At 71.3% G+C, this 13,038-nt stretch carries 14 protein-coding genes; 1 reads left to right on the plus strand and 13 read right to left on the minus strand.

Annotated features, from left to right (window positions below):
* Window positions 1–4: 4 nt before the first annotated feature.
* Window positions 5–1,003 (minus strand): aspartate carbamoyltransferase catalytic subunit, encoded by a 999-nt coding sequence (locus IE178_RS05700; protein WP_193511526.1) that lies wholly within the window; start codon window positions 1,001–1,003, stop codon window positions 5–7.
* Window positions 1,004–1,118: 115 nt separating this feature from the next.
* Window positions 1,119–1,679, minus strand: a complete 561-nt coding sequence (pyrR, locus tag IE178_RS05705; RefSeq protein ID WP_184765659.1) for a bifunctional pyr operon transcriptional regulator/uracil phosphoribosyltransferase PyrR — start codon at window positions 1,677–1,679, stop codon at window positions 1,119–1,121.
* Between the two features lie 262 nt (window positions 1,680–1,941).
* Here pyrR and bldD point away from each other — a divergent pair, with 262 nt between their 5' ends.
* Complete coding sequence (bldD, locus tag IE178_RS05710; RefSeq protein ID WP_030166512.1) at window positions 1,942–2,445, plus strand: transcriptional regulator BldD; 504 nt, start codon at window positions 1,942–1,944, stop codon at window positions 2,443–2,445.
* 241 nt (window positions 2,446–2,686) lie between these two features.
* Here bldD and nusB read toward each other — a convergent pair whose 3' ends face one another.
* The 11 genes from nusB to ruvX all read right to left on the minus strand — a co-directional run bounded on the left by nusB (window position 2,687) and on the right by ruvX (window position 13,036).
* Window positions 2,687–3,115, minus strand: coding sequence for a transcription antitermination factor NusB (gene nusB / locus IE178_RS05715; RefSeq protein ID WP_184765658.1), 429 nt, complete (start codon window positions 3,113–3,115; stop codon window positions 2,687–2,689).
* A 2-nt stretch (window positions 3,116–3,117) separates the two neighbouring features.
* Window positions 3,118–3,684 carry an elongation factor P gene (gene efp / locus IE178_RS05720; RefSeq protein WP_006131211.1) on the minus strand — a complete coding sequence of 189 codons (567 nt, stop codon included), beginning with the start codon at window positions 3,682–3,684 and terminating at the stop codon, window positions 3,118–3,120.
* Between the two features lie 63 nt (window positions 3,685–3,747).
* Window positions 3,748–4,854: an aminopeptidase P family protein gene (locus IE178_RS05725; protein WP_184765657.1), complete on the minus strand. Its 1,107-nt coding sequence runs from the start codon at window positions 4,852–4,854 to the stop codon at window positions 3,748–3,750.
* 651 nt (window positions 4,855–5,505) lie between these two features.
* The gene (locus IE178_RS05730) at window positions 5,506–6,366 is read right to left on the minus strand and encodes a Pro-rich N-terminal domain-containing protein (protein ID WP_193511527.1); all 861 of its coding nucleotides are present in this window, start codon (window positions 6,364–6,366) and stop codon (window positions 5,506–5,508) included.
* Window positions 6,367–6,521: 155 nt separating this feature from the next.
* Complete coding sequence (aroB, locus tag IE178_RS05735; protein ID WP_193511528.1) at window positions 6,522–7,616, minus strand: 3-dehydroquinate synthase; 1,095 nt, start codon at window positions 7,614–7,616, stop codon at window positions 6,522–6,524.
* The gene (locus IE178_RS05740; RefSeq protein ID WP_184765712.1) at window positions 7,613–8,095 is read right to left on the minus strand and encodes a shikimate kinase; all 483 of its coding nucleotides are present in this window, start codon (window positions 8,093–8,095) and stop codon (window positions 7,613–7,615) included. Before IE178_RS05740 ends, aroB begins: the two co-directional genes overlap by 4 nt.
* A gap of 26 nt (window positions 8,096–8,121) precedes the next feature.
* Window positions 8,122–9,306 (minus strand): chorismate synthase, encoded by a 1,185-nt coding sequence (gene aroC, locus IE178_RS05745; RefSeq protein ID WP_193511529.1) that lies wholly within the window; start codon window positions 9,304–9,306, stop codon window positions 8,122–8,124.
* 184 nt (window positions 9,307–9,490) lie between these two features.
* Entirely contained in the window at window positions 9,491–9,862 is a 372-nt protein-coding gene (locus IE178_RS05750; RefSeq protein ID WP_193511530.1) for a hypothetical protein, read from the minus strand.
* Window positions 9,863–9,979: 117 nt separating this feature from the next.
* Window positions 9,980–10,816, minus strand: coding sequence for a shikimate dehydrogenase (locus IE178_RS05755; protein WP_193511531.1), 837 nt, complete (start codon window positions 10,814–10,816; stop codon window positions 9,980–9,982).
* Window positions 10,806–12,446 carry an endolytic transglycosylase MltG gene (mltG, locus tag IE178_RS05760; protein ID WP_193511532.1) on the minus strand — a complete coding sequence of 547 codons (1,641 nt, stop codon included), beginning with the start codon at window positions 12,444–12,446 and terminating at the stop codon, window positions 10,806–10,808. Before mltG ends, IE178_RS05755 begins: the two co-directional genes overlap by 11 nt.
* 125 nt (window positions 12,447–12,571) lie before the next feature.
* Window positions 12,572–13,036, minus strand: coding sequence for a Holliday junction resolvase RuvX (gene ruvX, locus IE178_RS05765; protein ID WP_184765711.1), 465 nt, complete (start codon window positions 13,034–13,036; stop codon window positions 12,572–12,574).
* Window positions 13,037–13,038 lie beyond the last annotated feature (2 nt).

Below are 13,038 nucleotides of genomic sequence, written 5' to 3' on the forward strand. Positions count from 1 at the left end.
GTTCTTACTTCTCCTCGGTGGTACGGGCGGGGGTGACGGCGGGCGCGTTCTTCGCGGCGAACTCGGCGCCGCCCAGCAGCAGGTACAGGACGGCCATCCGGATGGAGACCCCGTTGGCGACCTGCTCGATGACGGTGCAGCGGTCGGAGTCCGCGACCTCGGCGGTGATCTCCATGCCGCGGACCATCGGGCCGGGGTGCATCACGATGGCGTGCTCGGGCATCCGCGCCATGCGGTCGCCGTCGAGGCCGTAGCGCCGCGAGTACTCGCGCTCGGTGGGGAAGAACGCGGCGTTCATCCGCTCGCGCTGGACGCGCAGCATCATCACGGCGTCGGACTTGGGCAGCGTGCGGTCGAGGTCGTAGGAGACCTCGCACGGCCAGGTGTCGATGCCGACCGGCAGCAGGGTCGGCGGGGCGACGAGGGTGACCCCGGCGCCGAGGGTGTGCAGCAGGTCGACGTTGGAGCGGGCGACGCGGCTGTGCAGGACGTCGCCGACGATGGTGATGCGCCGGCCGGCGAGGTCCTGGCCGAGCCCGGCGTCCCGGCCGACGAGCCGGCGCCGCATGGTGAAGGCGTCGAGCAGGGCCTGGGTGGGGTGCTGGTGGGTGCCGTCCCCGGCGTTGATGACGTGGGCGTCGATCCAGCCGGAGGTGGCCAGGCGGTATGGGGCCCCGGAGGCGCCGTGCCGGATGACCACGGCGTCGACGCCCATGGCCTCCAGGGTCTGGGCGGTGTCCTTGAGGGACTCGCCCTTGGACACGCTGGAGCCCTTGGCGGAGAAGTTGATGACGTCCGCGGACAGCCTCTTCTCCGCGGCCTCGAAGGAGATCCGGGTCCTCGTCGAGTCCTCGAAGAAGAGGTTGACGACGGTCCGGCCGCGCAGGGTGGGCAGTTTCTTGATCGGCCGGTCGGCGACCCGGGCCATCTCCTCGGCGGTGTCGAGGATCAGGACGGCGTCGTCGCGGGTGAGGTCGGCGGCCGAGATGAGATGACGCTGCATCTGTCAGGCTCCGTAAGGCAGTTCATTGAGGCGAGATCGGGCAGACGGGTACGCGCGAGGGCGTGCCGAGCCGGCGCACGCCGTCGGCGCACGCCGTCGGCGCACGCCCGATGTGCTACTGGGCGGGCTGCTTCGCGCCGAGCAGCACGGTGTCGCGACCGTCCTCCTCGGCGAGCAGGACCTTGACCGTCTCCCGCAACGACGTGGGGAGGTTCTTGCCGACGTAGTCGGCGCGGATGGGCAGTTCGCGGTGGCCGCGGTCGACGAGGACGGCGAGCTGCACCGCGCGGGGGCGCCCGATGTCGTTCAGCGCGTCGAGGGCGGCGCGGATGGTGCGGCCGGAGAAGAGCACGTCGTCGACGAGGACGACGAGGCGGCCGTCGATGCCGTCACCGGGAATCTCGGTGCGGGCCAGCGCACGCGGCGGCTGCATGCGCAGGTCGTCGCGGTACATGGTGATGTCGAGGGAGCCGACCGGGACCTTGCGCTCGGTGATCTGTTCGAGCTTGACGGCGAGCCGCTGGGCGAGGAAGACACCTCGGGTCGGAATGCCCAGGAGCACCACGTCCTCGGCGCCCTTGGCGCGCTCGACGATCTCGTGGGCGATGCGGGTCAGTACCCGCGCGATGTCGGGGCCTTCGAGAACGGGCCGCGCATCGGACTGCTGCGTGTCCATGTGAAACGGACCTCCTTCTCCGCCTCACGGGACGGACCTTAAAGGACGTCGGATTGCGTCGTTCAGGCTATCAGGTCGCCATCCTGCCGGAACGACACCCCCCTTCACTCCAATGGCGTAACCGATCTTCGCTACCACGGAAGAGTCGGTGTGGACCATTCGGCTTGACGCACGAGAGTAACGCTGCGTAACCTCACAGTGAGTTACCAGCCGCGCGGCATGGAAACCAGCCAGCCGCGTCGACACAGTGCCGGGGAGCTATATGTCCAGCGAATACGCCAAACAGCTCGGGGCGAAGCTCCGGGCGATCCGCACCCAGCAGGGCCTTTCCCTCCACGGTGTCGAGGAGAAGTCCCAGGGCCGCTGGAAGGCGGTGGTGGTCGGTTCGTACGAGCGTGGCGACCGCGCCGTGACCGTGCAGCGCCTCGCGGAGCTGGCGGACTTCTACGGCGTCCCGGTGCAGGAGCTGCTGCCGGGTACGACCCCGGGCGGCGCCGCCGAGCCGCCGCCGAAGCTGGTCCTGGACCTGGAGCGGCTGGCCACGGTGCCGGCCGAGAAGGCGGGCCCGCTGCAGCGCTACGCGGCGACGATCCAGTCCCAGCGCGGTGACTACAACGGCAAGGTGCTCTCGATCCGCCAGGACGACCTGCGCACCCTCGCCGTCATCTACGACCAGTCGCCCTCGGTCCTCACCGAGCAGCTGATCAGCTGGGGCGTCCTGGACGCGGACGCGCGTCGCGCGGTGGCCTCGCACGAGGAGGGCTGAGCGCCGCAGCGCTCCGCCGGTTACGCAGAAACGTACCGCCGGGGTGGCCGGAACCTCATGGGTTCGGGCCACCCCGGCGGTTTTTTCCACGCCGTAGGGGCAACGCCCCGACAGGGGCGCGGGCTGTGCCGTCATGCGGCTCCGCCGTGTGGGCGCGGCCGGCCACGTCCGCTCCGCGGACGCTGTCCTGCCGCACTCCCACGGCGCCCCGTCCAGCCCGTGCCGGCGGGACGCTGCGGCGCTATGCGCGCCGCAGGGACGGCTTGAGTTCCTTGAGCCGGCCGAGGAGGCCGTTCACGAAGGACGGGGACTCGTCCGTCGAGAACTCCTTCGCCAGCTGCACCATCTCGTCGAGGACGACCGCGTCCGGGGTCTCGTCGACCCAGATCAGCTCGTAGGCGCCCAGACGCAGGATGCTGCGGTCGACGACCGGCATCCGGTCGAGCGTCCAGCCGACCGAGTACTGGGCGATCAGTTCGTCGATGCGCTGCGCGTGTTCCGCGTAGCCCTCGACGAGCTGCATCGTGTACTCGCTCACCGGCGGCTGCCGGGTGTCGGTCCGGGAGTGCCGGATCCAGTCCGCGAGGACCGTCAGGACGTCGACGTCGCGCTGGTCGCCCTCGAAGACGATCTGAAAGGCGCGCTTGCGTGCCGTGTTGCGGGCAGCCACGGTTAGCTGTTCACCCGGCCGAGGTAGTCGCTGGTGCGGGTGTCGACCTTGATCTTCTCACCGGTGGTGATGAAGAGGGGGACCTGGATCTGGTGACCGGTCTCCAGGGTGGCCGGCTTGGTGCCGCCGGTGGAGCGGTCGCCCTGGACGCCCGGCTCGGTCTCCTGGATGGTCAGCTCGACGGCGGCCGGCAGCTCGACGAACAGCACCTCGCCCTCGTGCTGGGCGACGGTGGCCGTGAAGCCCTCGACGAGGAAGTTGGCGGCGTCGCCGACGGCCTTGCGGTCGACCATGAGCTGGTCGTAGGTCTCCATGTCCATGAAGACGAAGTAGTCGCCGTCCATGTAGGAGAACTGCATGTCGCGCTTGTCGACGGTGGCCGTTTCGACCTTGACGCCGGCGTTGAAGGTCTTGTCGACGACCTTGCCGGAGAGCACGTTCTTGAGCTTGGTGCGCACGAAGGCCGGGCCCTTGCCGGGCTTGACGTGCTGGAACTCGACGACGGACCAGAGCTGGCCGCCTTCGAGCTTGAGCACCATGCCGTTCTTGAGGTCGTTCGTGGAAGCCACGGTTGCGGAATCTCCTGGACTGGACTGACGTGGACGACCCGGGGGCAGGCGCGCAGCGCGAGGCTAGAGCGCGAGCAGCTCCTTGGTCGTGATGGTGAGTAGCTCGGGTCCGCCGTCCGCCTCGGGGCGTACGACGAGCGTGTCATCGATCCGGACTCCGCCCCGGCCCGGGAGGTGGACCCCCGGTTCGACGGTGACCGGCACACAAGCGTCCAGTTTACCCATGGCCGCAGGGGTCAATTGAGGGTCCTCGTGAATTTCGAGTCCGACGCCGTGACCGGTGATCACCGGGAGGGCTTCGGCGTACCCGGCGGAGTCCAGCACCTGACGGGCCGCGCGGTCCACGTCACGGCAGGCGGTGCCGGGTACGAGGGACTCGCGTCCGGCGCGCTGGGCGGAGAAGACGAGGTCGTACAGCTCGATCTGCCAGTCCGCGGGGGCCGTGCCGATGACGAAGGTGCGCCCGATCTCGCAGCGGTAGCCGCGGTAGGTGGCGCCGAGGCAGACGGAGAGGAAGTCCCCCTCCTCGACGCGCCGGTCGGTGGGCCGGTGACCGGGCCGCCCGGCGTTCGGGCCGGTGGCGACGGAGGTGGGGAAGGCGGGACCGTCGGCGCCGTGGTCGACCAGGCGCCGCTCGAGTTCGAGGGCGAGGTGCCGTTCGGTGCGGCCGACGAGGATGGACTCCAGCAGCTCGCCGAGGGCCTGGTCGGCGATCTCCGCGCCGATGCGCAGACAGGAGATCTCCTCCTCGTCCTTGACCACCCGCAGCTGTTCGACCGCGCCGGCGATGCCGGTCAGGCGCAGCCCGGGGGCGACCGAACGGATCTCGCGATGCCGGGCCACGGTCAGATGGTGTTCCTCGACGGCGAGGGAGTCGACACCCTGGCCGACGGCGAGGCCGGTGGCCGCGACGGCGGGGTCACCGCCGATGCCGGGCACGAGGTGGAGGCGCAGCGCCTCGTCGGGCCGGTTGTGCGGTGACCGGTCGTCGGGCGGACCGGCGCACACCAGCAGGTCTTCGGTCCTGCCCAGCAACAGCACGGCGCCCTCGGGGGCGGCACCGGCGAGGTAGCGCACATTGGCGGGCCTGGACACCAGCGCCGCCGCGCTGCCGGCCGCGTTGCAGCATTCCCGTAGCCGCGTCCGGCGGACCGCGTAGACCTCTGACATGATTCGAGCGTAGGAGCGGTGGCTGGATGTCGCCGGTCGAGCGGGGCCGAGTGGGGGTTGCCGAGTGGGGGTTGCGGGGCGTTCGGCGACTGCGCGCGACGCGTTCGGCTGGGGCTGCGGAGCGTTCGGCGACTGCGCGCGACGCGTTCGGCTGCGGCGCGTTCGGCGACTGCGCGCGACGCGTTCGGCTGCGGCTGCGGAGCATTCGGCGACTACGCGCGACGCGTTCGGCTGCGGCTGCGGCGCGTTCGGCGACTGCGCGCGACGCGTTCGGCTGGGGGTGCGGCGCGTTCGGCTGCGCTGGTGGGTCGGGGGCGTGGTGGTGCGGCGAGCCCGCCGCGGTCGCGCCCTTCCCGTGCCGACACGGTGAACGCCGGCCGGGACCGGGTAAGCGGCGGGCTCCGCCGCACCACCACGCCCCGCTCCGGTGCGTCGGCGGCTGCGGGAGCGTCGTGGCAGTGGCCGACCGCGGGTAGGAAAGACCACGCCGACCCAGGTGCGGGCAGTCGTGCCGCTGGGGGGATGGGGGTCTCCCCGCTCGAGCGAAGCCGGGAGTGGGGGAGGGTGGGCGCAGCGGTCCCCTGACAGCGCGGACGCGGGTGGTACGGACGCCGACGCGCCGCGCACTCGGTCGGACGCGCAGGCCGGCGGTTACCACTGCGGGGGGCTCGCGATTGACCTGGCCAGGACGTCGTCCAGGATGCGGGCCGTTTCCGGTATGTCGAGCTGTGAGTTGTCGATGATGGGGAGTCCCGATCCGTACCAGCCGGCCATACGGCCGTGGATGCGGGCGACCTCCTCGTCGCTGAGGCGGCGGTTGCCGGAGCGTTCCGCGTTGCGTTCCAGGACGATGTCGAGGCCCGGCAGGAGGACCACGGGCAGCAGGCCGGGGCCCACGTGCCGCTTCCAGCCGCCGAGGCCGACGACCGGGCGGTCGGGGAAGACCGCGTCGTCGAGGATGCACGAGATCCCGTTGGCGAGGAAGTTGCGCGCCGCGAAACCGCAGGTGCGGCGGGCGAGGCGGTACTGAGCCTCGGAGTTGTCGTTCCACCCGGACTGCGGGTCGGCGAAACCGGAGCGGACCCACTCGCGGACGTCGTCGAGGCTGATGTGGGCGGTCGGGACCCGGCGATGGTCCGCCCAGTACTTGGCCACGCTCGTCTTGCCGGCGCCCGCGGGCCCTATGAGCAGCACGGCGATGGTCGTGCCGGCCGGGTCGGGTGCCGCGGGGGCCTGCGGGGGGCTCGGCATGGCGACGGGGCCGCCGGGCGGCAGTGACACATGGCCGGTGGTGTCCGGCGGCGGGGGCATGGAGGCGTGCCGCGGGCCCGCGAGGGGCCCGGGCGGAGGTGCGGGATAGCCCGGTGCCGGAGGCGGCACGGGCGCAGGGGCTGGTCCCTGGTGCGCTCCCGGGTGCTGGCCCGGGTGGTGTGCGGCCGGTGACCAGCCGACGGCCGGTCCGTGCCCCGGCTGATGGGGCGGCGGCAGCGGAGAACCCACTGCGTGCTGCATCCGGTGCCACTCCGTCTCGTACAGGCGTTGGGGCGCTGACAGCAGGGAGGTACCCCGCGCGCTACCGAACGGTACCGCCCCCTGCCGTCGTTGTGTGAACGGCCGGGGGCGGTGATGAGTGCCCGTCACGGCGAGGCGAACGCCAATCCCCGGGACTACTCCCCCACTTCGCCGTACGCGGCGAGCAGCACGGCCGGGTCCGGTCCCTCCATCACCGTGGGCTTGGCGAGGCCGTCGAGGACGATGAAGCGCAGCAGGTCGCCGCGTGACTTCTTGTCGACCTTCATGTTCTCCAGCAGCTTGGGCCACTGGTCGTAGCGGTAGTGCAGCGGCAGCCCGACCGATTCGAGGACCGTGCGGTGGCGGTCGGCGGTGGCGTCGTCGAGACGGCCCGCCAGACGGCCCAGTTCGGCGGCGAAGTGCATGCCCACCGACACCGCCGCCCCGTGGCGCCACTTGTAGCGCTCGTTCTTCTCGATGGCGTGGCCGAGGGTGTGACCGTAGTTGAGGATCTCCCGCAGGCCCGACTCCTTCAGGTCGGACGACACGACGTCGGCCTTGACCCTGATCGAGCGCTCGATGAGCTCCGCGGTGTGCGGGCCGGCCGGGGTGCGGGCGGCCTGCGGGTCGGCCTCGATGAGGTCCAGGATCGCCGGGTCCGCGATGAAGCCGGCCTTGATGACCTCCGCGAGCCCCGACACGTAGTCGTTGACCGGGAGGGAGTCCAGCGCGGCGAGGTCGCACAGCACACCGGCGGGCGGGTGGAAGGCGCCCACCAGGTTCTTGCCCTCGGCGGTGTTGATGCCGGTCTTGCCGCCGACCGCGGCATCCACCATGGCGAGCACGGTGGTCGGGACGGCGATCCAGCGCACTCCGCGCAGCCAGGTCGCGGCGACGAATCCGGCCAGGTCCGTGGTGGCTCCGCCGCCCACGCCGACGATGACGTCGGTGCGGGTGAAGGCGGACTGGCCGAGCGCCTTCCAGCAGTAGGCGGCGACCTCGGCGGTCTTGGCCTCCTCGGCGTTGGGCACCTGGATGGCGATCGCCTCGTAGCCCTGTCCGGCCAGGTCGGCGCGGAGCGCGTCACCGGTCTCGGCCAGCGACTCGGGGTGCACGATCGCGACCCGCTTGGCCTTGGACCCGATCAACCCGCCGAGTTCGCCCAGGAGTCGACGGCCCACCAGGACGTCGTACGGGTCGGTGCCCGCCGTGCCGCCGATGTGGATCCTTGTCACTGCCTCGCTGCTCATGCTTCCTTCAACTCCAGTGCGTCCAAGGCGGCTTCGGTGACCTCTTCGGGCGTACGTCCGTCCGTGGGCACGACGGCCGTGGCGGCCTCCTCGTACAGGTGCCGCCGGGCCTCCATCAGCTCGCGCCACTGCCTGCGGGGGTTGACCGCGAGCAGGGGGCGTGCCGCGTTGAGGCCGGTGCGCTTGACCGCCTCCTCGACGTCCATCGACAGGTAGACGACCCGCTCTCCGGCGAGCAGCGCACGCGTGTCGGCGTCGAGGATCGCGCCGCCGCCCAGGGCCAGGATGCCGTCGTGCTCGGTGAGCGCGGTGCGCACCGCCCGCTTCTCGATCGCGCGGAAGGCGCTCTCGCCGTCGTCGACGAAGATGTCGGCGATGGTGCGTCCCTCACCGGCGACGATGTCGTCGTCGGTGTCCCGGTAGCCGACGCCGAGCCGCTCGGCGAGCAGCTGCCCGACGGTGGACTTGCCCACGCCCATCGGGCCGACGAGCACGATCAGCGGGCTCACCGGATGGCCAGGTGGTCGAGGTACGACCGCACGTTGCGGCGGGTCTCGGTGACGCTGTCGCCGCCGAACTTCTCCGCCACCGCGTCCGCCAGGACCAGGGCGACCATGGCCTCGGCGACGATCCCGGCCGCCGGCACGGCGCACACGTCGGAGCGCTGGTGGTGGGCCGCCGTCTCCTCACCGGTGACGACGTCCACCGTCTTCAGGGCCCGCGGCACGGTCGCGATCGGCTTCATAGCCGCCCGCACCCGCAGCAGCTCACCCGTGGTCAGTCCGCCCTCGGTACCGCCGGAGCGGCCCGAGGCGCGCTTGATGCCCTCGTCGGTCGCGACGATCTCGTCGTGCGCCTTGGAACCGGGCACCCGCGCCAGGTCGAAGCCGTCGCCGACCTCGACGCCCTTGATGGCCTGGATGCCCATGAGGGCGGCGGCCAGCCGGGCGTCGAGGCGCCGGTCCCAGTGGACGTGCGAGCCGAGGCCGACCGGGACGCCGTACGCGAGCACCTCGACCACGCCGCCGAGGGTGTCGCCGTCCTTGTGGGCCTGGTCGATCTCCGCGACCATCGCCTTCGAGGCGTCCGCGTCCAGACAGCGCACCGGGTCGGCGTCCAGCCGCTCCACGTCGGCGGGCGTCGGGTACACGCCGTACGGCGCCTTCGCCGCGGCCAGCTCGACCACGTGCGAGACGATCTCGATGCCGGCCGTCTCCTTCAGGTATGACCGGGCCACCGCGCCCAGCGCCACGCGGGCCGCGGTCTCCCGGGCACTCGCCCGCTCCAGGATGGGCCGGGCCTCGTCGAAGCCGTACTTCTGCATGCCGGCGAGGTCGGCGTGGCCGGGGCGGGGCCGGGTCAGCGGGGCGTTGCGCGCCAGACCGGCCAGCACCTCCGGGTCGACCGGGTCGGCCGCCATGACCTGCTCCCACTTCGGCCATTCGGTGTTGCCGACCATGACCGCGACCGGGGAGCCGAGGGTGAGGCCGTGCCGGACGCCGCCGAGGAAGGTGACCTCGTCGCGTTCGAACTTCATCCGGGCACCGCGCCCATAGCCCAGCCGCCGCCTCGCGAGGTGGTCCGCCACCATGTCCGTGGTGATCGGCACGCCGGCGGGCAGCCCCTCCAGCGTCGCGACGAGTGCGGGACCGTGGGACTCCCCCGCGGTCAGCCAGCGCAACCTGCTCAACGGTGCTCCTCCGTGCTCGCGCCCCGGTACTGCCCTGCGTACGCGCCTCTTCGCGTACGGCTGTGGCGTGACGGGGTGCGCGGGCCCCGGTCCGCCACCTCCGATCCTCCCACGTCCGGGCGACGGATCCGGCGGCCGGTCCATCAGGCGGACGGGCGCGATCACGGGCCGGGCGGCGGGGGAATCAGGCCGGGCCGCCGCCCTGGCGCCGCTGGGGCGCGTAGGCGCCCAGGAAGTCCGAGCCGCTCTGCTGCCGGTCGGCCTGCGGCGCGTACGCCCCCAGGTGGTCCGCCCCGCTGCCCTGCCGCTGCGGGGCGTACTGGCCCAGATGGTCGGCGCCGCTCCCCTGGCCGTACTGGGCGGCCGCGTGGATCGGCTGCCCGGTGCGGACGGCTCGACGGTGCGCGATCTTGCGCTTGACCTTGACGGCCCAGGACACCACGACGGCGAGCACGATCAGCGCCAGCACCGTGATCTGCACCCAGTCGGGCAGGAAGCCCAGCACGGACTCGAATATCTGCGACTTCACCGACGCCAGCGGCATGCCTGCGGACATGGAACGCCATCCCCTCCCTCGTTCCGCCCCCTGCGGAACCGAAGGTGAATCCTAGGGCCAGTCTGACCATTCCCGCCTGCCGCCCTGCGGGCGACGACGTGAATGGTCAGACAGGCCCTATCGGGCGGCGAGGGCCCGCTCGCCCGCTTTTCGCATGGCCTCCAGCGGGGCCGGTGAACACCCCGTCATCTGTTCCACCTGGAGCACCGCCTGGTGCACCAGCAGGTCGAGCCCGCTGACCACGGCGCCGCCGTACGCGGACCAGCGGGCGGCGAGGACCGTCGGCCACGGGTCGTAGAGCACGTCGAAGAGGGCCGTCGGGCGCTCCGGGACGGCCCGGGCGAGCGTGTCCGTGACGCCGGCCGGGGTGGTGCTGACCACCAGCGGGGCGTTCAGGGCCCGCTCGGCGTCGTCCCAGTCGGCGATGCGCACCGCGACGTCGAGCCGCTCGGCCCACTGCCGCATCTCGGCGGCGCGGACCTCGCTGCGGACGTACGCGGTGACCTCGCCCGAGCAGACCCGGGCCAGCGCGGCCAGCGCGGACGAGGCGGTGGCGCCCGCGCCGAGGACCGCCGCGGACTCCACCTTCTCGATCCCGTGTTCGCGCAGGGCGGCGACCATGCCGGGGATGTCGGTGTTGTCGCCGGTCCGGCGGCCGTCCTCGGAGAAGACGACGGTGTTGACCGCGTCCACGGAGGCCGCCGTCTCGCTGATCCCGTCGAGCAGCGGGATGACCGCCCGCTTGAGCGGCATGGTCAGCGACAGTCCCGCCCACTCCGGGCCCAGCGTCTCGAAGAAGCCCGGCAGCCCCTTCTCGTCGACCTCGAAGCGGTCGTACGTCCAGCCCTCGAGCCCCAGCTCCGCATACGCGGTGCGGTGCAGCACCGGGGAGAGCGAGTGGGCGATCGGCGCGCCGAGAACGGCCGCCCGTCGGGCCGCGGGCCTAGCTGGCATTGAACTTGTCCTTCAGCTTCAGGAACTCGTCGTGGGTCCTGGCGAACTCTGTCTTGTTCACGCCGTCGGTGGCCACGAAGTAGATCCAGCCTTCGTCCGTGGGATTCAGCGCCGCCTGCAGGGCCTCCGCACCGGGGTTGCCGATGGGACCTGGAGGCAGGCCCTTGTTGGTGTAGGTGTTGTACGGGTCCTTGTTGCTGTTGATCTCGGACTCGCTGATGTCGATATTGCTCTCGCCCTTCAGGTAGTTGAAGGTCGAGTCGAACTGGAGCAACTGGTTCGTCTCGGTGTTGGTGGTCTTGAGACGGTTGTAGATGACCTCGGACATCCTGCGGAAGTCGTCGTGGGTCTTGCCCTCCGCCTGTACCAGGCTCGCGACCGTCACCAGCTCCCACGGCCCCTCCAGACCGAGACCCTCCGCCTTCCCCTCGAAGTCCAGCTCCGCGTACTTCTCGGAGGCCCGGGCCACCATCTGCTTCAGCACGGCCTCGGGTTTCTGGCCCTTGGCGACGGCGTAACTGGACGGGTAGAGGAAGCCTTCCAGCGGATCCCTGACGTCCCCGTGGTTCGCGGCCCAGTCGGGCAGGCCGAGGCTCTTCCACTTGGTCTCGGCGACCTTGGCCGTGGTGCCCTGCTCCACTCCGAGGCGTTTGTCGATCAGCTCGTAGACGGCGCCGTTGCGCTTGCCCTCGGCGATGATCAGATTGTTGCGGCTCTTCGGGCTGAGCATCAGTTCGACCGCGCTCGCGGCCGACATCTCCTTCTGCAGCGTGTAGACGCCGTCCTGGATGGTCTTGCCCTGCGGGTTGGCGGACTGAGCCGCGACGAAGGCGTCGACGCTCTTGACCACGCCCATCTTCTTGAGCTCCTGGCCGATGGCGAACCCGCCCGAGCCCGCGGGGATCGTGACGGTCACCTGCTCGCCGTTGCCGGCCCCCGCGAAGTCCGGGGCGCTGCCGAAACGATCCTGGTAGAACTGGTACCCGAAGTACCCGATACCGCCTAGACCGCCGCCGAAGACCAGAACCACCACGAGGCAGGCGAAGCCATTGCGTCGTTGCTTCTCCTTGCCGCCCCGGCCCCGGCGCTCCCCGCGCCCACGGCGGTCGCCCGGCTCCTGGTCGCCGTCGTCGTCGCCACCGCCCGCGAAGAAGGCGTGTTCACCCTGATCGGGTCCCGGGTCCCAGTCCGGTTCCGGCTCGGGTTCGGTGCGGCGGCGGCTGGGCGGCTCGGGCGGCGGGTAGGCATCGGGGGACCCGTAGTAGTCGGCCTGTTCCCCGCCGTACGTCCCGGTCTGCTGCCCGTACGGGTCCGCCGGGGCGCCGGCGTACGGGTCCTGCGGGTGGGTGCCGACGGGCCAGCCGTTCTGGTCGTACTGCGGCTGCTCCTGAGACGCGTACTGCTGGTCGTACTGCGGGTACTGCTGCCCGCCGTAGCCGTCGCGCTCGCCCGTGCCCCAGTCGCCGTACTGCTGCTGCGTCTGCGGCTGCTGCGGATAGTGCTGCGGCTGGCCGTCGTAGGAGGAGTGCCGGCCCTGCTCGGCCTGCTGTCCTCTCCATCCGTCGTCCCCGTACAGCGGGTCGTCCGGATGCCACGGTTCGGAGCCTTGGCCCCGGCCATACTCAGTCATCGATCCCCTAGAGCCGCGAGGCGGCGGTCGCCCGGCCACCTGGAACCCCGGCTGCCGTTCCACCTCTTGCTGTGCGGTGGCTGTTCGAACACCATCGCATCGCGCGGAACGTTACCGTATCGCGATCAGACAACCACTTCGACGCCCTCACCAGGCGGTCTGCCTGACACCCTTTCGGATTCCAGCGCCTGCTGAAGGATGATCACAGCGGCCGCCTGGTCGATGACGGAACGCCCCTTCTTGGACCTCACGCCCGAGGCGCGCAGCCCTTGACTCGCCGTCACCGTCGTCATCCGCTCGTCGAGGAGTCTCACCGGAACGGGCGCGATCATGCGGGCCAGTTCCTCGGTGAAGCCGCGGACCTTGGCGGCGGCCGGACCCTCGCCCCCCTTGAGGGAGCGAGGGAGACCGACGACGACCTCGATCGGCTCGTACTCCTCGACGAGCTGCCGCAGCCGGCGGTGCGCGGCCGGGACGTCCCGGCCGGGGACGGTCTCGACCGGAGTGGCGAGGATCCCGTCGGGGTCGCACGAGGCGACCCCGATGCGGGCGTCCCCGACGTCGATCGCGAGACGGCGGCCGCGGCGCATCA

The sequence above is a fragment of the Streptomyces griseoloalbus genome (assembly GCA_014650015.1).
Classification (GTDB): Bacteria; Actinomycetota; Actinomycetes; order Streptomycetales; family Streptomycetaceae; genus Streptomyces; species Streptomyces griseoloalbus.

Coding starts and splice junctions, on each gene's coding strand:
- IE178_RS05700 (WP_193511526.1), bottom strand. CDS start 1,003: ATGCAGCGTCATCTCATCTCGGCCGCCGACCTCACCCGCGACGACGCC.
- pyrR (WP_184765659.1), bottom strand. CDS start 1,679: ATGGACACGCAGCAGTCCGATGCGCGGCCCGTTCTCGAAGGCCCCGAC.
- bldD (WP_030166512.1), top strand. CDS start 1,942: ATGTCCAGCGAATACGCCAAACAGCTCGGGGCGAAGCTCCGGGCGATC.
- IE178_RS05725 (WP_184765657.1), bottom strand. CDS start 4,854: ATGTCAGAGGTCTACGCGGTCCGCCGGACGCGGCTACGGGAATGCTGC.
- IE178_RS05730 (WP_193511527.1), bottom strand. CDS start 6,366: ATGCAGCACGCAGTGGGTTCTCCGCTGCCGCCGCCCCATCAGCCGGGG.
- aroB (WP_193511528.1), bottom strand. CDS start 7,616: ATGAGCAGCGAGGCAGTGACAAGGATCCACATCGGCGGCACGGCGGGC.
- IE178_RS05740 (WP_184765712.1), bottom strand. CDS start 8,095: ATGGGCGTGGGCAAGTCCACCGTCGGGCAGCTGCTCGCCGAGCGGCTC.
- IE178_RS05750 (WP_193511530.1), bottom strand. CDS start 9,862: ATGTCCGCAGGCATGCCGCTGGCGTCGGTGAAGTCGCAGATATTCGAG.
- IE178_RS05755 (WP_193511531.1), bottom strand. CDS start 10,816: ATGCCAGCTAGGCCCGCGGCCCGACGGGCGGCCGTTCTCGGCGCGCCG.
- mltG (WP_193511532.1), bottom strand. CDS start 12,446: ATGACTGAGTATGGCCGGGGCCAAGGCTCCGAACCGTGGCATCCGGAC.
- ruvX (WP_184765711.1), bottom strand. CDS start 13,036: ATGCGCCGCGGCCGCCGTCTCGCGATCGACGTCGGGGACGCCCGCATC.